Source organism: Nonomuraea sp. SYSU D8015 (assembly GCF_008065375.1).
GTDB lineage: Bacteria > Actinomycetota > Actinomycetes > Streptosporangiales > Streptosporangiaceae > Nonomuraea.
Genome location: NZ_VJYI01000007.1, coordinates 36,161 through 54,811 on the forward strand (window position 1 = coordinate 36,161; position 18,651 = coordinate 54,811).

Below are 18,651 nucleotides of genomic sequence, written 5' to 3' on the forward strand. Positions count from 1 at the left end.
CCCGCATGCCCAGCCCGCATCGGCCGACAGGGCAGGTCGCTGATGAGAAGGCTTTTCGTCGCGCTGGCCGCCCTCGCCCTGGCGGCGGGCTGCGCCCAGAGCGAGCCGGCGCCACGCCCGGCCGCCCAGGCGGCACAGCAGCCGGCCGCGTCGCAGGTCACCCCGGTGACCGCGGCCTTGACCGTCATCGACCCGCACGGCAAGACGTTCACGCTCCCGAAGAAGCCCGAACGCATCGTCTGCCTCACCGGCCTGTGCGATGACGCCCTGGTCGAGCTGGGGCTGACGCCGGTGGCCACGACCACGCCCAAGCTGCTCTCCCGCCCCGACTACCTGGGGGCCGAGGGCGCCGAGGTGCCGGTCGTCCCGGGGAGCTTCGGCGGCGAGGACGTCTCCAAGATCGCTGAGGCGAAGCCCGATCTGGTGATCGGTCTCGCCGGGGTGCACGACCAGCTCAGGACCGCCGTGGAGAAGTTCGCCCCTCTGTGGGTGGTGAAGGTGAAGTCGTACGAGGACTCCATCGGCTACCTGCGGGCGCTCGCCCAGCTCACCGATCGCGGACAGCAGCAGGCCGCGGCCGAGCAGAAGTTCCGCGCCAAGGTCGCCGACGGCATCGCCAAGGCCAAGGCCGCGGGGCTGGCCGACAAGCCGGTCCTGGCGATGTACGGCGGCACCTCGGTGGGCGTGAACACCACCGATGACGTGCTCGGCCACTTCATGTCGCAGTTCTTCGCCTATCCCTGGCCCAGCAAGGGCGGCGGCTTCGAGACCGCCCAGGCGTACAGCATCGAGGAGATCCTGGCGAAGGCGCCTCAGGTGATCTTCATCCAGTCCTTCGGGACCTCGGTCAGCGAGAGCTACAAGGACAACCCGGTGTGGAAGCGCGTTCCCGCCGTGGCGTCGGGCAGGGCGTTCGAGGTGCAGACCGAGTTGTGGGCGTCCGGCCGTGGCACCAGGGCGTTCGGCATCATCCTGGACGAGGCGCTCGCCAAGGCCACCGGGTGAGCACTGCCCTTGGGAGGCGTCCGGCGGCCGCCGGACGCCTCGCCGCCGTCCGGGCCGCGCCGTTGGCCGTCACGCTCGGCCTCGCCCTCCTGGCGCTGGCAGGGCTGTGTCTGGGCACGCCCTTCGTCGGCCCGCAGGACCTGCTGGCCGCCCCCGATTCCATCGCCCACGTCGTGGTCTGGGAGTTGCGCGTCCCGCGCGTGCTGATCGGCATGATGGGCGGGGCCGCGATCGGCACGGCAGGGCTGCTCCTGCAGGAGTCGCTCAGGAACCCGCTCGCCGTTCCCGAGATGATCGGGGTCTCCACCGGCGCCGCGCTGGCGGTGAGTGTCTGCGTGGTGTGGGCGCTGCCCGTGCCCTTCGCGGTGTACCCGCTGGTCGGCCTGCTGGGCGCCGCGTTCGGCGGGTTCGTCACCCTGGTCGTGGCCAGGACGGCACGGACGGCCGGCGGCGTCCTGCTCGTCGGCGCGGCGGTGTCCACCGCGATCCAGGCGCTGCTGCTGGCCGTGATGGCCACGGCCGACCGCCTCCAGTACGACATGCTCTTCCGCTACCTCGTCGGAAGCCTGTCCGGACTGATGTGGGAGCAGACCGGCCGGGTGCTGCCGTGGTTCGCCGCCGCGGTGCCGCTCGTCGCGCTGTGCGTGCCGGCGCTCGGGCTCCTGCGCCTGGGCGACGATGCCGCCGCCGCGCTCGGCAGCCGGGTGGATCGCGCCCGGCTGGGCGTGCTGGCGGTGTCGGCGCTGCTGATCGGCTGCGTGACCGGTCCGTGCGGGCCGATCGCGTGGGTGGGTTTCCTGGCCCCCGTCCTGGCCAGGCGGCTGCGCCCGCGCGCGGACGCCCGGGTCTGGCTGCCGTGGTCGGCCGCGCTGGGCGCGCTCGTGACGTTGGCGGCCGACCTGGCGGCGCGGCTGGCGTTCGCCCCGGTGGAGACGCCGCTGGGGGCGTGGACGGCCCTCGCCGGCGTGCTGGCGGGAGCCGTACTCCTGAGAAGGCAGACGTCCGCATGACGGTCACGACGAGAAGGACCGCACCCGGGGGGACCGGCGTGGCCGCGCCCGCCCGCACCGGCCGCGTGCTCGCGATGGCCGCTCTGCTCGCGTCCGTCGCGGTCGCCCACCTCCTCGCGTCCGGGCAGCCCGCCGGAGCGATCGCCGGGCTGCTCGACGGCACGGCGAGCGGCCTGCACGAGCAGATCGTCTGGCAGCTCGGCCTGCCGAGGCTGCTCACCGCCCTGCTCACCGGCGCGGCCCTGGCCGTGGCCGGGTACGTCCTGCAGGCCACCCTGCGCAATCCGCTGGCCGCGCCGGAGTTCTCGGGGGTCAACCCGGGCGCGGTGCTCGGCATCCTGGCGGGGTTCACTCTCGGCGTGGTGCCCGCGGACTCGGCGGCGGGGGCGCTGGCCGCCGCGCTCGCCGGCGGTGCGGTGGGCGGTGGGATCACCTGGCTGTTCGCGGCCCGCCGCGACCCCGCCCACCTCGTGGTGTACGGCCTGCTCGGCAGCGCGCTGCTGGGCGGGATGACCACGATGCTGCTCGCCTACCAGCCCAGCAGGTTCGGCAACGCGCTGCGCTGGCTCATCGGCTCGGTGGAAGGCAGGGTCTGGGAGCACCTGGCCTTCGCCTCCTGGTGGATCCTCGGCGGAATCGCCGTGGCGTGGGCGTGCTCGGCGCTGCTGGCGGTCCTGGCCCCCAGCGACGATCACGCCGCCTCGCTCGGCCTGCACCCCGGGCTCGGCCGGGCCATCGCGCTCACCGTGGCGATCTCCCTGACCGCGGGCGCGGCCAGCCTCTCGGGAGCGATCGCCTTCGTCGGCCTGGTCACTCCGCACGCCGCCCGCAGGCTGGGCGGCGGCGTCATGACCGCGGCCGTCGCCGGAGCGGTGGCGCTGGCGGGGGCGGACACCCTCGCGCAGCTCGCCGGGCACCTGCTCAACGGCACGCATCGGCTCGGCGTGCCGACCGGGGTGATCACCGCCCTGGCCGGTGCCGCCGTCCTCATCAGACTGGGAAGATCACAATGAGCGTCGTGGTCCAGGACCTGCACTTCTCGTACGGCCCGCGCCCCATCCTGGCCGGCGCCGACCTGACCGTCGAGCCCGGTGAGTTCGTCGCGCTGGTCGGCGTCAACGGATGTGGCAAGAGCACGCTGCTGCGGCTCATCGCCGGCCTGCTCAAGCCGACGTCGGGACGGATCGCCCTCGACGGCGCGGACCTGGCGTCGCTGTCGCGCAGAGAGGTGGCCCGCAGGCTCGCCGTCCTGCACCAGAGCCTCCCGCCCGTTCCCGGGCTGACCGTGCGTCAGCTCGTCCGCCAGGGCCGCTACCCGCACCGCGGACCGCTGGGGCTGCTGTGGGACTCCGACACCATGGACGAGGCGCTCGAACTCGCCGGGGTGGCCCATCTCGCCGACCGCGTCCTCGACACGCTGTCCGGCGGCGAGCGCCAGCGGGTACGCCTGGCGCTGGCGGTGGCCCAGAACACCCGTATTCTGCTCCTCGACGAGCCGACCGCCCACCTGGACATCCGCCACCAGCTGGAGGTCCTTGAACTGGTGCGATCCCTGCGCGCGGCGCGCGGCCTCACCGTCGTGACCGTCCTGCACGAGCTGGACCACGCGGCCCGCTTCGCCGAACGCATCGTCGCGCTGCACCAGGGCCGGGTGTGGGCCGATGGCGAGCCCGAGGACGTGATCACACCGGAGCTGCTGGCCGAGGTGTTCGGCGTCGCCGGGCGGGTGGTCGTGGACGAGCTGCACGGGGCTCCGCGATGCCTGCTCGACGCGGCCATCTGAGGCCACCGCGCGGAGGAGTGAAAGTTTCACACCTCTGCTGCACATCTTCAGGTCTCTGACCAGGTCAGCAGTATGGCCCGGGGGAACACTCCTGTACACGCTCGGCAAACCAGCCAAACATGGATCACTGCGCTGCCGCCTGGCGCTCCTTCCACGGAGGCTTGAAGATGAAGACGTTACGTTCGTGGGCTCTGTCCGCAGTTGCCGCGCTTCTGGCGGCGATCGGGGTGGCCGTCAGCTCACCCGCGGCCCACGCGGTCGTCGCCTGTTCCGTGACCTACGCCAAGGCCTGGGACAACGGCAGCGCATTCGGCGCCAACATCACGATCAACAACCTTGGCGATCCGGTCAGCCCGTGGACGCTGGGCTACGCCTGGCCCGGCGATCAGCAGGTCACCCAGGGCTGGGGCGGAACCTGGACTCAGTCGGGCAACCGCGTGAGCGTGGCCGCCCCGTCGTACGCCCAGGGCCTGGGAACGGGAGCCAGCGTCACCATCGGCTTCAACGGCAGCTACGGCGGCACCAACACCGGCCCCACCGCTTTCACCGTCAACGGCGTGGCCTGCGGCGATACCGGCGGCACCCCGACACCCACGCCCACCCCGACGTCGACTCCGTCGCCCGGCGACGCGCGGGCCGTCGTGGCCGCGATGCAGCCTGGCTGGAACCTGGGCAACTCTCTCGACGCAACCGGCGCGGACGAGACCTCATGGGGCAACCCGCGGATCACGGCGGCGCTGCTCCGCAACATCAGGGCACAGGGTTTCAACAGCATCCGGATCCCGGTGACATGGGGTCAGCACCAAGGTGGAGCGCCCGGCTACACCATCAACGCGACGCACATGAACCGGGTGAAAGAGGTCGTCGACTGGGCTCTCGCCGAGGGTTTCTACGTGATGATCAATATCCATCACGACTCCTGGCAGTGGATCCAGAACATGCCGGGCGACCGGGCGAACGTACTCGCCCGGTACAACGCGATCTGGACCCAGATCGCCGGCACGTTCCGGAACTCCTCGCCCAAGCTGTTGTTCGAGAGCGTCAACGAGCCGACTTTCACCGGCAGCTCCGGAGACGCCCAGAACGCGACGCTCCTCCATGAGCTCAACACGTCCTTCCGCACCATCGTGCGGCAGTCGGGCGGTGACAACGCGACACGACTGCTCGTCCTGCCGACCCTGCACACGTCCGCCGACCAGGCCAGAGTCGACGAGCTGGTCAGCACGTTCAACGCCATGAACGACCCCAACCTCATCGCGACGGTCCACTTCTACGGGTACTGGCCGTTCAGCGTCAACGTCGCCGGCGGCACGCGCTTCGACGCCACCGTCCAGCAGGATCTGACCGGCGCTTTCGACCGGGTGCACAACGCCTTCACGGCCCGCGGCATACCCGTGATCATCGGTGAGTACGGCCTTCTGGGCTTCGACCGGCATACCGGCACGATCCAACAGGGGGAGAAACTCAAGTTCTTCGAGTTCCTCGGCTACTACGCGCGTACCAAGCAGATCACCACCATGTTGTGGGACAACGGCCAGCACTTCAATCGGACCTCGTTCCAGTGGGCCGACCCCGAGCTGTTCGCGCAGATCAAGTCGAGCTGGACGACGCGCTCCGGCACGGCATCGTCGGATCAGGTGTTCAACGCGAGGTCGTCCGCCATCACGAGCAAGACGCTCACGCTCAACCTGAACGGCACCTCGTTCGCAGGGATCCGCCACGGCAGCACCGATCTGGTACGCGGTAGCGACTACACCGTCTCGGGCGACCAGCTCACGTTCACGGCATCCGCGCTCACCCGGCTGACGGGTTCTCGCGCTTACGGCGTCAACGCGACGCTGTCGGCTCGGTTCTCCCAGGGCGTCCCGTGGCGGATCGACATCGTCACCTATGACACGCCGACCATGCAGAACGCGAGCGGAACGACGAGTTCCTTCGCCATCCCCACCGCATTCAAGGGCGACCAGCTCGCCACCATGGAGGCCAAGTACGCCGACGGCACCAACGCCGGACCTCACAACTGGACGTCCTTCAAGGAGTTCGACGTCACGTTCGCGCCGAATTACAGCAGCAACACCATCACGCTGAGACCGGCCTTCTTCGCCGAGGTCAATGACGGCTCACGGGCCACGCTCACCTTCCATTTCTGGAGCGGTGCGACCGTGACCTACTTCGTCACCAAGTCGGGAACCGCGGTCACCGGCACCACGGCCTGACCGAGCGGGCTCCCCGCCCTGCAGCGCGAGCCGACGGACCCTCCCTAGTGGAGGCGCAGTCCTGCGATGAGGAGTTCGACCATGCGGCGGGCGTCGTAGCGGGGATCGTGGTCGGCGCCGATGCAGAGGTTCCCGACGCCGCGCATGAGCTCGTAGGCGTCCATGTCGGAGCGGATCTCGCCGGCGGCGGCCGCGGCTTCGAGCAGCTGGGCGCAGACGGGCACGAGCCGGTCGAGGAAGTAGGCGTGCAGCGTGTCGAAGCCGGCGTTGTCGGACTGCAGCACGGCGGCGAGTCCGTGCTTGGTGACCAGGAAGTCGACGAACAGGTTGATCCATCGTCCGAGTGCGGCGTGAGGACTCGCGCTGCTCGCCAGCAGGGCTGGACCGGCCTCGGCGCAGGCCTCGACCTGATGCCGGTAGACGGCGATGATGAGATCCGCTCGCGTCGGGAAGTGGCGGTAGATCGTGGCCGTCCCGACGCCGGCCTTGGCCGCGATGTCGCGTACCGGCGCCTCCACGCCCGACGTGACGAAGATCGCGGCGGCCGCGTCGAGCAGAGTCTTCTCGTTACGCCGGGCGTCCGCCCGTTTGGGCCGGGCCGCGTGCCCTGCGCCCTCGTCGCTGTCGTTCATCGCGCCGTTCCCTCCGTTCCCGGGATTGCTAAACGGGACAGTGTCCCGTATCGTCAAACGGGACAAGGTTCCGTTTGCTCATGATGCCAGAGCCGGGGCCCGTCAACCAAGCCGCGCGTTGTCGTCGCGCGATGCCCGTTGACGCCGACCACATCAACCACGAATCAGCAAGGAAGTTCTTCCTATGAGCCAATCAGCCATGGTGGCGACGGACGTGGTCACGAGTGCGCCCACTTCGGTCGTCTCGATGAAGCCGGTAGTGCTGCCGGCCCCGGGCCGCGGTGAGGATCTGCAGGTCCGCGTGTCCGCCCCCGCGACCGGCGGCGATTTGCCCATCATTGTTTTCTCGCACGGCTTCGGCTGGTCGATGAACGGCTACGCCCCGCTGGCGGACTTCTGGGCCGCTCACGGCTTCGTGGTCCTGCAGCCCACCCACCTCGACTCCAGGACGCTCGGCCTCCCCGCCGAGGACCCCCGTACGCCGCGGATATGGCGCTTCCGTATCGAGGACCTCAAGCGCGTGCTGGACGGACTCGACGTCGTGGAAGCCTCCGTGCCGGGCCTCGGCGGGCGCCTCGACCGCAGCCGCATCGCTGTGGCCGGCCACTCCTGGGGAGCCCAGACGGCGAGCACGCTGCTGGGCGCGCGCGTCCTCGACTCCGACGGCGTTCCCGGCGAGGACATGTCCGACCCCCGCGTCACGGCGGGTGTGCTGCTCGCCCTGACCGGCCTGGGCGACGACCTGACCCCGTTCGCCGCCGAGAACCTCCCCTTCATGAAGCCGTCCTTCGCCACCATGACCACGCCGGCTCTCATCGTCGCCGGGGATCAGGACCAGTCCGCACTGTCCACCCGGGGACCGGACTGGTTCACCGACCCCTACACCTACAGCCCGGCAAACAAGAGCCTGCTCACGCTGTTCGGGGCGGAGCACTCGCTGGGCGGCATCCCCGGGTACGAGGTCGCCGAGACGACGGACGAGAATCCCGCGCGCGTCGCCCTGATCCAGCAGCTCAGCGTGGCCTTCTTGCGCAGCGCCCTCTACCCGGGGGACACCAGTTGGCGGGCGGCGGCCACCGCACTGCAGGAAGACCCCAGCCCGCTGGGGAAGCTGGAGAGCAAGTAAGCGAACCTCACCGTGGCCAGGCACGCGGGGCTGACCGTGCCGTTCTCGGCCCGATCAGCAGCGGTCGGGCGGCGCCGCCGGAGGCAGGGGAGTGGCGCCGTCCGGGCGGAGGGCGTCCAGCAGGAGCACCAGAGAGCGGCGCCAGCCCTCATCGGGGCCCTCGGCCGGCCGCAGCGTGCTGAGCAGCATCACGAGCATCCGCTTCAGGTCGTCCGGCTCCAGGTCGGCGCGGACCTGACCGGTGGCCTGAGCGTTCCGCATGAGCTGGGTGAGCGGCTGGATGAACCGGGGGGCCAGGTCGGCGGTGAGCGCCCCGGCGTCCCGCGCCGTGGCGAGGACGCCCGGTTGCCCCGACGCCAGGGTCAGCACCGTCTCCATCATGACCGACATGCCGCGCAGCGCGTCCTGCTCGGCGAGCGCACGGGTGATCGCCGGCTCGATCTCCTCGCGCATCAACTCCTCGACGACCTCGCGGACCAGCTTGTCCTTGCTCGGGAAGTGGCGGTAGAGGGTGGCCAGCCCCACCCCGGCCCGCTGGGCGATCTCCTCCAGCGTGATGCCGCCGCCGGTCTCGGCGAACGCCGCCCGGGCCGCGCGCATGATCCGCTCCGCGTTGCGGGCGGCGTCGGCGCGCCGGCGGCGAGGCGCGTCGGTGCTCCTCACCCACTGCCGCCGCTGCACAGCGACCCCACCCCGTACCACGCCGAGGACTACCGGCGGCTGCGCACCGAAGGGCCCGTCGTCCGCGTGCCCATCGCCACGGGCGGCCCGGACGTGTGGCTCGTCACCCAGTACGCCGAAGTCCGCAAGGTGCTCAGCGACCCGGCGCACTTCAGCAACGCCGCCCGCGGGCCGAGCGGCCGGCTGGCCGACCGCTCCGACGAGTCGTTGAAGGGTTTCATCATCGGCAACCCGCTGATGTACGACCCTCCGGAGCACACCCGCCTGCGCCGCCTGCTGACCGGCCAGTTCACCGTGGCCAGGATGCGGCACCTGCGGCCGCGCATCGAGCAGATCGTGACCGAGCACCTGGACGCCATGGAGGCCGCCGGGCCGCCCGCCGACCTGGTGCAGGCGTTCTCGTTGCCGATCCCCTCGCTGGTGATCTGCGAGCTGCTCGGCGTGCCGTACGCCGACCGGGAGGACTTCCAGCGGCGCAGCAACCGGCTCCTGGACATGACGCTGGACCGGGAGGCGCACGCCGCGAACACCGCCGAGATGAACGCGTACATGTCGGAGCTGATCCGCCGCGAGCGCGCAGAGCCGGGGGAGGAGCTGCTCGGTCTGCTCGTGCGTGAGCACGGCGACGAGCTGACCGACCACGAGCTGCTCGGCATCGGCAACACGCTGCTGGTGGCCGGGCACGAGACGACCGCCAACATGCTCGGCCTGGGCACGTTGCTGCTGTTGCACCGGCCGGACCAGGCCGCCGTCATCCGCGACGAGCCCGACGCCGTCACTCCGGCCGTGGAGGAGCTGCTGCGTTACCTGTCCGTGGCCCACCGTGCCGGGCCGCCCGGCACGCGACCGAGGACATCACGCTCGGCGGCCGCCAGATCAAGGCCGGTGACCTGGTGATCCCCTCGCTGCTGGCGGCCAACCGCGACGAGGCGTTCGTCAAGGAGCCCGACGAACTCGACGTCACCCGCGACGCCGGCGGGCACATCGCCTTCGGGCACGGCGTCCACCACTGCCTGGGTGCGCCGTTGGCCAGGGTGGAGATGCAGGTGGCCTTCCCCGCGCTGCTGCAGCGGTTCCCCGGGCTGAAGCTCGCGGCGCCGTTCGAGAGCCTCCGCTTCCGCCTGCAGTCGTCCGTCTACGGGGTGGAGTCACTGCCCGTGACCTGGTGAATCAGTACGCCGGGAGCCCCTCACAGTCGGCCTTGCCCGAGAAGAAGTGGCTCCTGGCGCGGGTACGGCGTGGCGGACGCGCGTTCGTCAGCCGGGGGCTCAGGGCGCGTGGGCGGCGGACCGCAGCGCGGCGCAGGCGAACCGGGCCAGTCGTTCGGGCAGGTCGTGCGGGTCATGGTGGCAGATGAACAGCCACGACATCACGGTGCCGCCGAACATCGCGTGGAACAGATCGACGTCGGGCAGCCGCGCCAGCTCGCCGCGCCGCACCGCGCGCTCCAGCAGTTCGGCGTTGCCGGCCCGTTCCGGTTCAACGAATGTCGTGGTGAACCGTGCGGCGAGTGCCGGATCGGCTGCGGCCTCGCTGAGCAGGCTCATCAGTGCGGTGGCGGCACCCGGAGTGCTCAGATGGCCGACGATCACCCGCGCCAGTGCGGTCAGGTCGCCCAGCAGTGATCCCGTGTCGGGCGGTGCCTCCAGCGTCTTTCCGTGGATGATCGTGGCGAAGGCCATCTCGTGTTTGGTGGCGTACCGCCGGTAGATCGACGCCTTGCCGATCCCCGCACGCTCGGCCACGGCGGCCACCGTCATGCCCGCGTATCCGACCTCATCCAGGAGCTCGGCGACGGCCGCGGCAATGGCCGCATCGACTCGGGCGTCGCGGGGCCGCCCCGCCTGTTGCCTGCTGCTCTCCATTCCGCCATGATACGAGACTGTGGTTTCGGAACTATGGTCTCGAAAGTAGGCCAGCGGTGATCGAGGGATCGGTGGCGCTCCCACCTTCGACCGGCACCCGGCGGCCGGTCCCGCGCTGGGCCGTCGGGGTGGCGCACGCTGTGCCCCTGCTCGTGCTGCCGTCGAGCCTGTGGCGGATCGGCCTGGCCGTGGGGCTTCCGCTCGGCTACACCGAGCAGGGCCTGCGCGACCTGGTCGGCACGACCATGTGGGGGCCGCTGTACCTCGCGGCTCTCTCCCTGCTGACCGAGGTCGCGGCCCTGCTCACGCTCGGCCTGGTGCGCCCCTGGGGCGAGGTGGTGCCGCGCTGGATCCCGCTGCTCGGCGGCCGCATGATCCCGCGTCCGGCCGTCACCGTGCCCGCCTGGCTCGGCGTCGCGGTTCTCGCCCTGCTGTGGACGCCGTTCCTGTTCTGGTGGACGCTGCCGCACGTCGACATGACGGCGGCCGGAAGGCTGCTCGTCGGATTCGTCTACCTGCCACTGGTGGCGTGGGCACCGCTGCTCGCCGCCGTCACACTCTCCTATCAACGCCGCCGAAGCATCCCCTGACGCGGCGGAACGGTCGACGCTGTCAGGCAGGAGCACCTGGTGCTGGGACTGTCGCATCCCCGACGGCCGGTAATGCCCGGCAAATGTCCGATCGCTGACCTGGATTTGTTACGGCCGGCAGCCGACTCTCTTCAACAAGAGAAGGGGATCGAGCCTATTCCCGGGACGGGGAAGCTCGGCGTGACCCTTCACCGCGGCTGAGCTCGATCGAACCCTCGAAGTAGCCGCAGAGGGGTGCTGAGTTGCCGGAGGACGGGACACCCAGCCGCGTCACCTACGCGGAGATCTTCGGCGTGCGTGAGTTCCGCGCGCTGTTCACCAGCCGTGTGCTGTCCACCATCGGCGACTACGTCGCGCGCGCGGCACTGGTCATCGCGGTCTTCGCCGACACCGGGTCAGAGGCTCTCATGGGCATCACCTTCGCCCTGACGACCCTGCCGGACCTCATCGGCGGCCCGGTGCTGGCCGGTCTGGCGGATCGGTTCCCCCGGCGCGCCGTCATGGTGGCCGCTGACCTCGGACGGGCATTCCTCCTGCTGGTCATGGCGATCCCCGGGCTGCCGCTGGCCGCACTGTGGGCATTGCTCTTCGTGATCCGGCTGCTGGACTCACCGTTCAGCAGCTCCTATCTCTCCACCATGTCCGTGGTGCTGCCGGGAAAGCGGCTCGTGAAAGGATCCGCGGTCACGCAGCTGGTCAACCACGTCTCCTACACGGTCGGCTACGCCTTCGGGGGCGTGATCGTCTCGCTTACCGGACTGTCCGTGGTCCTGGTGTTCAACGCCGCCACCTTCGTCCTGTCCGGCCTGGCGATCCTGCTCGGCGTGCGTGCCCGCCCCGCGACCGCCAGCGCCGATTCCTCGCCGTCCTGGTTCGGTTCCTTCCGCACCGCGACCCGCTACATCGCCGCCCACCCGCGACTGCGGGCGATCATGCTTTTCACCCTCCCCATCGCCGCCTGCCTCGTGTGCGAGACGCTCGCGGCGCCCTACGCGGCCCAGATCGGCCACGGGACGGCCGTCGCCGGCCTGCTGATGGCCGCCGGCCCCGCCGGCATCGTCATCGGACTCTGGCTCCTGCCCCTGCTGATCCCCGACCAGCGCACACCACACGTCGTGGTCCTGTCGGCCATCAGCTGCGCACCGCTGGTGCTGTTCGTCGCCGTGCCCGGGGTGGTGGTCGCGACCGTGCTGATCGTGGTCTCCGGAATGGCCCTGTACTTCTGGATCCCGCTCGCCGCCGAGTTCACCCAGACCGTCCCCGACGACATGCGCGGGCAGGCCGTGGGACTGCTCACGACGACCATGCGGGTCACCCAGGGCCTCGCCATCCTGATATTCGGGCTCACCGCCGAGAACGCGATGTCGTCCACGGTGTTCGCGGCCTCCGGAGCGATCGGAACGGTCATGGTGATCGTCCTGTCGGTGGCATGGGCACGGGCGAGCAGGCCGGCGGCGATCGCTGGAGCACCGCGGAACGTCCCGCCCCACGGCGATGCGGCCCAGTGACACACCCGTGACGCGCCCCGTCGCCCAGGTCATCACGGCCGCATTCCGCATTCCGCCGTGAAGACGAGATGAAGCCGAAATGAAGCTCGGGCACTGGTTGAATGCGGATCAAAGGAGCCGGATCGTGGACCTCTATGCCGCCTCGCCGGAGGACACCATGGTGATCTGCGTCGAGGACGCCGGATGGACCTGACCGCGGTTCCCGGTCGCGCGGACGGGAGCGACGACACCTCCAACGGTCGCGGGCCGCTGCTCGCGTTGAGAATGGCCAGGGTCATCGTCGCCGTGGTGTTCTGCGGCTTCGGCGGGACCGCGCTGCTGTGGGTGCTGGAGTCGGGGAAAAGGCCTGGCGAGGTCGTCCTGGCCGCCGCCTGCCTGTGCGGTCTGCTGAGCCTGCAGTACTTCTACTTCGGCAACCCGGCCACGAACCTGCGCTCGCCGCCGGCCTACGCCATGCTCGCGGTCCAGGCGTGCCTGGCCTACCTTCCGCTGCCCCTGTTCGGTCAGGCCTGGGTGAGCCAGCCCCCGTTCCTGGCCGGCAGCGTGCTGCTGGTGCTTCCGCCGCGGGTGGCCTGGCCCATGTACGCCGGCGTCGTGGCGAGCACGGGATTCACGCAGTCGATCGTCGACTTCTCGTGGCTCAATGTCGGCTACATCGTCGTGAACTCGGCGACGGCCGGCCTGTTCGTGTACGGCCTGACGCGGCTGGCCCGGCTGGTCACCGCCTTACACGAGGCGCGCGGCGAACTGGCGAAGACCGCGGTCGCGCACGAGCGGCTGCGGTTAGCCCGTGATTTGCACGACCTGCTCGGGTCGAGCCTGTCGGCGATCGCCCCGAAGGTGGAGCTCATCCTCCAACGGCTGCGGCGCGATCCCGAGCGGGCCAGGCAGGAGCTGTCCGAGATCCTGCGGGTCTCCCGTCGGGCGCTCGCGGACGTGCGGTCGATGGTCCGCCTGTATCAGGAGAACCCCCTGGGCGACGAGACCGGCGCCCTCGCCTCGATGCTCGCCGAATCCAACGTGGAGCTGCGGATGGATCTCGACCTCCGCGGGCTCCCACCGCGCACGAGGAGCGCGCTCGCCGCCGTCCTGCGCGAGGGTGTCGCCTACCTGCTGCGGCATCGGCCGATGGAGCACTGTGAGATCGTTCTGGGGCGGGAGGGGGACACGGTCTCGGTCGACATCATCAAGGAAGCGGCCGACGGGAGGGCCGGTGCCGCGCCGACCGGCGAGGGCCGCGGCTTCGATGAGCTCTCGGCGACGGTGTCGAGGCTGGCGGGCGAGGTGTCCGTCGAGGCGGAGACCGACGGGCGCGTACGCCTGCACGTGACCCTCCCGGTGGCGGCGCGGTCGCCGCAGGGTCCGGCCGAGCCCGCTGAGGGGCCCAGGGCGTTCACCCCACACGTCGCGACCAGGCTCGCCGGCGCGCTCGTCGTGGCGGTCCTCTGCGGGTTGTCCCTCCAGGCGGCCGGACGCCTGGGGTATGAGACCCAAAACGTGGGGGACATCGCGCTGGGCACCGCGTACGTGATTCCCGTGCTGGTGCTGCAACTGGCCTACTTCAGCCGGCCGGGTGCCCGGTTGCGCTCGCCGGTGGGATACCTGCTGCTGGGTCTGCAAGCGCTCCTGGTGTACGTGCCGTTGCTGCAGCTCCAGCTGCCGTGGACGGGATTACAAGGGTTCGTGGCCGGAAGCGCGCTGCTGGTCCTGCGGCCGGCCCTCGGCTGGAGCGTGTTCGTCGCGGTCGTGGCCAGTGTCGCCTGGGTGCAGATCGGATACGGCGACGTTCTTCCCCCTCACATCCGTCCCCGGCACCTGGGCCAGAACATTCTGATCACTCTGGACATGGGCCTGATCGTCTACGGCCTGACCTGGATGGCGCGGACGGTGCGTCAGCTGCGGGCCGTTCGGCAGGAGCTGGCGCAGGCGGCGCTGGCCGAGACGCGGCTGCGCTTCGTCCGCGACCTGCACGACCTGCTCGGCCTGAGCCTGTCGGCCATCGCGTTGAAGTGCGACCTGGCCCACCGGTTGATCCTCCGGGACGCGGCCAGGGCGCGCGCCGAGCTGGAGAAGGTGCGGGACGTATCCCGGCGGGCCCTCGCCGACGTCCGGTCGGTGGCCAGCGGCTATCACGAGATGTCCCTCGAGGAGGAGTGCGGAACCGCGCAGTCGCTGCTGGCCACCGCCGAGCTGGACGTGCGGATGGATCTGCGTTACGGCGACCTGCCCCCCGAGGTCGCCACTGTGCTGGCGACGGTGCTGCGCGAGGGCGTCACCAACGTCCTGCGGCACAGCAAGGGCACGTTCTGCGAGATCACCGTCCGCACGTACGGGGACGAGGTACGCCTGCACATCGTCAACGACGGGGTGACCGAGTCTCCAGAGGAGGATCACTGGGGCAGCGGCATCCGCAACATGTCCGACCGGGTCGCGGCGCTCGGCGGGGTGCTCACTGCGGAATTCGAGGGCGGCGGTCGTTTCCGGCTGTCCGCCCGGGTCCCGCTGCTCTCCCGTGAGCCCCCCGCCACGCCTCCCTGAGCGCCGGGGCCCCGATGGCCCGGCACGTGCGCACCAGACCGGTTCCGGCGAACGGCCGCCTAAGGCACGTGCCAGCGGCAGATCTTCTTGGTGGAGACGGTGGCGCCGATGCGCTGGTAGAAGCGCTGGGCGGCGACGTTGGCCTCGGCGACCTCCCAGCGGATCACCCGGCCCTTGGCCGCCTCGGAGACCGCGCGCATCAGCCGCTCGCCGACTCCCGCGCCGCGTTCGCCGGAGCACACGTACAGGTCGTCCAGAGCGAGATAGTCCTGGCCGGTCCACAGGCTGACCCGCTCGACCCAGGACACGTACCCGATCGGCGCTCCGTCCCGTTCGGCGATCAGGTAACCGATGTCGGGGCGGGCGAGCAGCTCTTCGAGCCGGCCGGCGCTCACCGTCACCTCCGCGGCCTGGCTCTGGTAGTCGGCCAGCTCGCGCATCAGCGCGCGCAGGGTGGACGCGTCGTCGGCCGTCGCGCGGCGGATGGCCGTCGTCATGGCGGATCTTCCTCTCCCGGTCGTGACGTTCGGTGCGGTCATGAGGCGGACTGCGCGCTTTCTGGCGCCGGCCGTCCGGTCGGAGGGACGTGCCGGAGCCTGGCCACCGCCAGGATCGCGGCCGCGGCGGCGATCACCGCGGCGGTGATCGCGGCGACGTTCAGCCCGCTGGTGAAGGCCTCGCGGGCGGACGTGAGCAGCGCGGAGCCCAGGTCGGCCGGCAACCCCTGCGCGGCCGACACGGCGCGACCGAGGCTGTCGCGGCCGGCCGCGGCGGCCTCGGGCGGCAGGCCGGACGGTAGCGTCCCACCGGCCTGGGCGCGGTAGACGGCGACGCCGATGCTGCCGATGATCGCGATGCCGAGCGAGATGCCCAGGTCGCTGCAGGTCGTGGCGAGCCCGGAGGCCGCACCGGCCTTCTCCGGCGGTGCGGAGCCGACGACCAGGTCGGTGGTCAGCGCCATGGACGGGGCCACGGCTGGATAGAGCACCAGGAAGCCGGCGACCAGCAGTGGCAGTCCACCGGTGCTGCCGACCTGGGTGAGCATCAGATAGCCGATCACCTGGACGGCGAGCCCGATCGCGATCAGAACGCCTGGGCGGATGCGGCGTACCAGGACCGGCGAGAACGTCGAGACGACCACCAGCAGGGCCGCCGCCGGCAGGACCCACAGCCCTGCCTGCAGCGGCGAGAGCCCTTCCACCAGTTGCAGGTGCTGGGTGAACAGCAGGTAGACGCCGCCGAGCGCGATCGCGGCGAGCAGGAAGACGCCCAGCGCGCCGCTGATGGTCCGGTTGGCGAACAGCCGCACGTCCAGCAGCGGCTCGGCCAGGCGCAGCTGGCGGAGGGCGAACCACGCCCCGAACGCCAGCCCGATCGCGATGCTCACCAGCGCCATCGCGAGCCCGCCCTCCTTGGCCAGCTCTTTGACGCCGTAGACGATGGGCAGCAGGGTCGCCAGTGACAGCAGCACGCTGAACAGGTCCAGCCGCCCCGCCGCCGGGTTGCGGTTGTCGGGCAGCAGCAGCGGCGCGCCGATCAGCACCACCACCATGACCGGCACCGCGACCAGGAAGGCCGCCCGCCAGGAGAACGCCTCCAGCAGCGCGCCGCCGATCAGCGGGCCGACGGCGGTCCCGACGGAGATGCCGCCTGCCCAGACGCCGACGGCGACGCCGCGCTGCCGCGGGTCGGTGAACGTGGCGAAGATCAGGCCGAGCGTGGCGGGCATCTGGGTGGCCGCCGCGACGCCGAGGACGGCGCGCCAGAGGATCATGAGGCCGGGGTCGGAGGTGGTGGCGGCGACGACCGAGACGACGGCGAAGACGGCCGCGCCCGCCATCAGCAGCCGGCGGTGGCCGATCCGGTCGCCCAACGTGCCCATGGTGACCAGGAGCCCGGCCATGAGGAAGCCGTAGATGTCGATGATCCACAAGGTTTGGGTGCTGGTCGGTTGCAGGTCCGCGGCCAGCTGCGGGATGGCCAGGAACAAGATCGTGAGCATCATGAACAGCAACATCGCGGGCAGCGCCAGCACGGCCAGGCTGAGCCAGAGCCTGGGGCCGGCGCGCCGGCCGGGGTCGGTCGACACGGATGCCATGGGGAGGTCCCTTCGTTCGCTGCGGTTGGCGGGCCTCCGGCGCGGATCGCCGGACGGGCCGGACGCCGTGGAGTTTCGAGGCGTCGAGCGGTTCATGACTCCGGCCGCACCACGGACCCTCTCCTGACCCAGTTCGCTCGGACACGGAACCGGAGCGGGTGGGCGTACTCCTCGTGCCGCCGCACCATGACCAGCGCCATGAGCACGAACATCAGCCCGTGTCCGATCGACGACACCAGATCGCCCGGTAACACGCCGAACCAGAACGGGACGAGCAGGACGAGGAAGGGCGCCACCATCGCCAGGCTCATCTCGGCGATGCCGGCCCAGCTGTGACGGCGGAGCCGAAGCCAGACGGCCACGCCGATGGACATCTCAGCGGCCATGACCAGCATGGCGACGTCGAACCGGGTGACCTTGGGCAAGCCCAGGCCCCACACCAGAGTGATCAGCAGCACGCCGAGGCTCATCGCGATGACCAGCTCGACGTACCGCCAGACGAACCGGCCGGCCAGGCGCGCCCTGCTGGTACGCGGCTCGTGAACGGTCATTGCCGAACTCCTGACGTGAAGGATGTGATGGTGCTTTCAGCGGGGAGGGTCGTGGGCGCGCGGGTCGACCGATGCCAGTTCAGCCTGCTCGCCGGAGGCCGACAAGCGACCGCCGGCCGGTTGTCCGTAGAGTTGGGCTGCTTGTCCGTTGTGGTGTGGCTCATGACGACCTCCAGGGACGGAGCGGGTCTGCTGCCGAGTGTGATCTGATGGGCGCGGACGCAACCAGTGCGTGCAGCACGAGGTCGATGTGGGATTCGCACCGCACGGGACGTGCACTCTGCACGGCCGTGGCGGAGGTTCGAGCCGATGCCGTCCTGGTGTCCTGGTGTTACGTCGAGCGCTGTCCGGCGGCTCCTGGTCGGACAGGCTCCGGGTCGCTGTCGTCGCTCCGGGAGGAACGGATGGTCCGGATTCTGATCGCCGAGGACATGCGCATCCTGCGCGAAACGCTCGCCGCCCTGCTCGAGCTGGAGGACGACCTCGAGATCGTCGCCGAGCTGGCTTCGGGCGACCAGATCGTGCCCGCGGCGCTCCAGCACCGCCCCGACGTGGCTGTGATCGACATCGATCTGCCCGGCACCGACGGGCTCACCGCCGCCGCGGAGTTGCACCGGCGACTGCCGGAGTGCCGGACCCTGATCTTGACCGGCCTGGGCCGGCCGGGAACCCTGCGCCGGGCGCTGGCCGCGCACGTGTCCGGGTTCATCGTCAAGGACGCGCCGTCACAGGAGCTGGTCGACGCGGTCCGGCGAGTGGCCGCCGGAGATCGCGTGATCGACGCCAAGCTGGCGCTGGCCGCGCTGGAGACGGCAGGCAACCCGCTCTCGGCCCGCGAGGCCGAGGTGCTCAAGCGCCACGCGACCGGCGCCTCGGCGGCCGAGATCGCCGCTGAGATGCATCTGTCGTACGGAACCGTGCGAAATTACCTCGCCTCGGCGGTCACCAAGCTCGGCGCGCGCAACCGGGTCGACGCCGCACGCATCGCCGAAGAGGCCGGCTGGCTGTAGCCGCAGGTGCCGGCGCCCTGGAAGACATCACCTGATGG

The 18,651-nt window shown here is 70.7% G+C and carries 18 protein-coding genes; 12 read left to right on the forward strand and 6 right to left on the reverse strand.

Annotated elements, in window-relative coordinates:
* Nucleotides 1–42 precede the first annotated feature (42 nt).
* The 5 genes from ID574_RS28130 to ID574_RS28150 all read left to right on the forward strand — a co-directional run bounded on the left by ID574_RS28130 (nt 43) and on the right by ID574_RS28150 (nt 6,014).
* Nucleotides 43–1,005, forward strand: a complete 963-nt coding sequence (locus ID574_RS28130; RefSeq protein WP_223167142.1) for an ABC transporter substrate-binding protein — start codon at nt 43–45, stop codon at nt 1,003–1,005.
* Nucleotides 1,002–2,015, forward strand: a complete 1,014-nt coding sequence (locus ID574_RS28135) for a FecCD family ABC transporter permease (protein ID WP_223167143.1) — start codon at nt 1,002–1,004, stop codon at nt 2,013–2,015. Before ID574_RS28130 ends, ID574_RS28135 begins: the two co-directional genes overlap by 4 nt.
* Entirely contained in the window at nt 2,012–3,028 is a 1,017-nt protein-coding gene (locus ID574_RS28140) for a FecCD family ABC transporter permease (protein ID WP_188192000.1), read from the forward strand. Before ID574_RS28135 ends, ID574_RS28140 begins: the two co-directional genes overlap by 4 nt.
* Nucleotides 3,025–3,798, forward strand: coding sequence for an ABC transporter ATP-binding protein (locus tag ID574_RS28145; RefSeq protein ID WP_188192001.1), 774 nt, complete (start codon nt 3,025–3,027; stop codon nt 3,796–3,798). Before ID574_RS28140 ends, ID574_RS28145 begins: the two co-directional genes overlap by 4 nt.
* 167 nt (nt 3,799–3,965) lie before the next feature.
* The gene (locus ID574_RS28150) at nt 3,966–6,014 is read left to right on the forward strand and encodes a cellulase family glycosylhydrolase (RefSeq protein WP_188192002.1); all 2,049 of its coding nucleotides are present in this window, start codon (nt 3,966–3,968) and stop codon (nt 6,012–6,014) included.
* Nucleotides 6,015–6,058: 44 nt separating this feature from the next.
* On the opposite strand, the gene ID574_RS28155 is transcribed toward ID574_RS28150, so the two are convergent.
* Nucleotides 6,059–6,646: a TetR/AcrR family transcriptional regulator gene (locus ID574_RS28155; protein ID WP_188192003.1), complete on the reverse strand. Its 588-nt coding sequence runs from the start codon at nt 6,644–6,646 to the stop codon at nt 6,059–6,061.
* A 184-nt stretch (nt 6,647–6,830) separates the two neighbouring features.
* Here ID574_RS28155 and ID574_RS28160 point away from each other — a divergent pair, with 184 nt between their 5' ends.
* A complete protein-coding gene (locus tag ID574_RS28160; protein ID WP_188192004.1) occupies nt 6,831–7,772 on the forward strand; it encodes an alpha/beta hydrolase family protein in 942 nt (313 codons plus the stop codon).
* A 54-nt stretch (nt 7,773–7,826) separates the two neighbouring features.
* On the opposite strand, the gene ID574_RS28165 is transcribed toward ID574_RS28160, so the two are convergent.
* Nucleotides 7,827–8,453, reverse strand: a complete 627-nt coding sequence (locus ID574_RS28165; RefSeq protein WP_223167144.1) for a TetR/AcrR family transcriptional regulator — start codon at nt 8,451–8,453, stop codon at nt 7,827–7,829.
* A 66-nt stretch (nt 8,454–8,519) separates the two neighbouring features.
* Between ID574_RS28165 and ID574_RS28170 the strand changes: the two genes are divergently transcribed.
* Both ID574_RS28170 and ID574_RS60185 read left to right on the forward strand, forming a co-directional pair.
* Complete coding sequence (locus ID574_RS28170) at nt 8,520–9,350, forward strand: cytochrome P450 (protein WP_223167145.1); 831 nt, start codon at nt 8,520–8,522, stop codon at nt 9,348–9,350.
* The gene (locus ID574_RS60185; RefSeq protein WP_223167207.1) at nt 9,329–9,622 is read left to right on the forward strand and encodes a cytochrome P450; all 294 of its coding nucleotides are present in this window, start codon (nt 9,329–9,331) and stop codon (nt 9,620–9,622) included. The genes ID574_RS28170 and ID574_RS60185 overlap by 22 nt, the downstream gene beginning before the upstream one ends.
* Nucleotides 9,623–9,721: 99 nt before the next feature.
* Here the strand turns inward: ID574_RS60185 and ID574_RS28175 are convergent, their stop codons facing one another.
* Nucleotides 9,722–10,318 carry a TetR/AcrR family transcriptional regulator gene (locus ID574_RS28175; RefSeq protein ID WP_188192006.1) on the reverse strand — a complete coding sequence of 199 codons (597 nt, stop codon included), beginning with the start codon at nt 10,316–10,318 and terminating at the stop codon, nt 9,722–9,724.
* A 56-nt stretch (nt 10,319–10,374) separates the two neighbouring features.
* Between ID574_RS28175 and ID574_RS28180 the strand changes: the two genes are divergently transcribed.
* The 3 genes from ID574_RS28180 (at nt 10,375) to ID574_RS28190 (ending at nt 14,954) form a co-directional block, all read left to right on the forward strand.
* Nucleotides 10,375–10,908 carry a hypothetical protein gene (locus tag ID574_RS28180; RefSeq protein WP_223167146.1) on the forward strand — a complete coding sequence of 178 codons (534 nt, stop codon included), beginning with the start codon at nt 10,375–10,377 and terminating at the stop codon, nt 10,906–10,908.
* A gap of 242 nt (nt 10,909–11,150) precedes the next feature.
* Nucleotides 11,151–12,416: an MFS transporter gene (locus ID574_RS28185; protein WP_188192007.1), complete on the forward strand. Its 1,266-nt coding sequence runs from the start codon at nt 11,151–11,153 to the stop codon at nt 12,414–12,416.
* Nucleotides 12,417–12,599: 183 nt separating this feature from the next.
* On the forward strand, nt 12,600–14,954 hold the full coding sequence (locus tag ID574_RS28190; protein WP_188192008.1) for a sensor histidine kinase: 2,355 nt from the start codon (nt 12,600–12,602) through the stop codon (nt 14,952–14,954).
* A 59-nt stretch (nt 14,955–15,013) separates the two neighbouring features.
* Here the strand turns inward: ID574_RS28190 and ID574_RS28195 are convergent, their stop codons facing one another.
* From ID574_RS28195 to ID574_RS28205, 3 genes are all read right to left on the reverse strand, one after another.
* Nucleotides 15,014–15,451 (reverse strand): GNAT family N-acetyltransferase, encoded by a 438-nt coding sequence (locus ID574_RS28195; protein ID WP_188192009.1) that lies wholly within the window; start codon nt 15,449–15,451, stop codon nt 15,014–15,016.
* Nucleotides 15,452–15,489: 38 nt separating this feature from the next.
* Nucleotides 15,490–17,052 (reverse strand): MFS transporter, encoded by a 1,563-nt coding sequence (locus tag ID574_RS28200; RefSeq protein ID WP_188192010.1) that lies wholly within the window; start codon nt 17,050–17,052, stop codon nt 15,490–15,492.
* 92 nt (nt 17,053–17,144) lie between these two features.
* Nucleotides 17,145–17,603, reverse strand: coding sequence for a hypothetical protein (locus ID574_RS28205; RefSeq protein WP_188192011.1), 459 nt, complete (start codon nt 17,601–17,603; stop codon nt 17,145–17,147).
* Between the two features lie 404 nt (nt 17,604–18,007).
* On the opposite strand from ID574_RS28205, the gene ID574_RS28210 reads away from it, so the two are divergent.
* A complete protein-coding gene (locus tag ID574_RS28210; protein WP_188192012.1) occupies nt 18,008–18,613 on the forward strand; it encodes a response regulator transcription factor in 606 nt (201 codons plus the stop codon).
* Nucleotides 18,614–18,651: the final 38 nt, after the last annotated feature.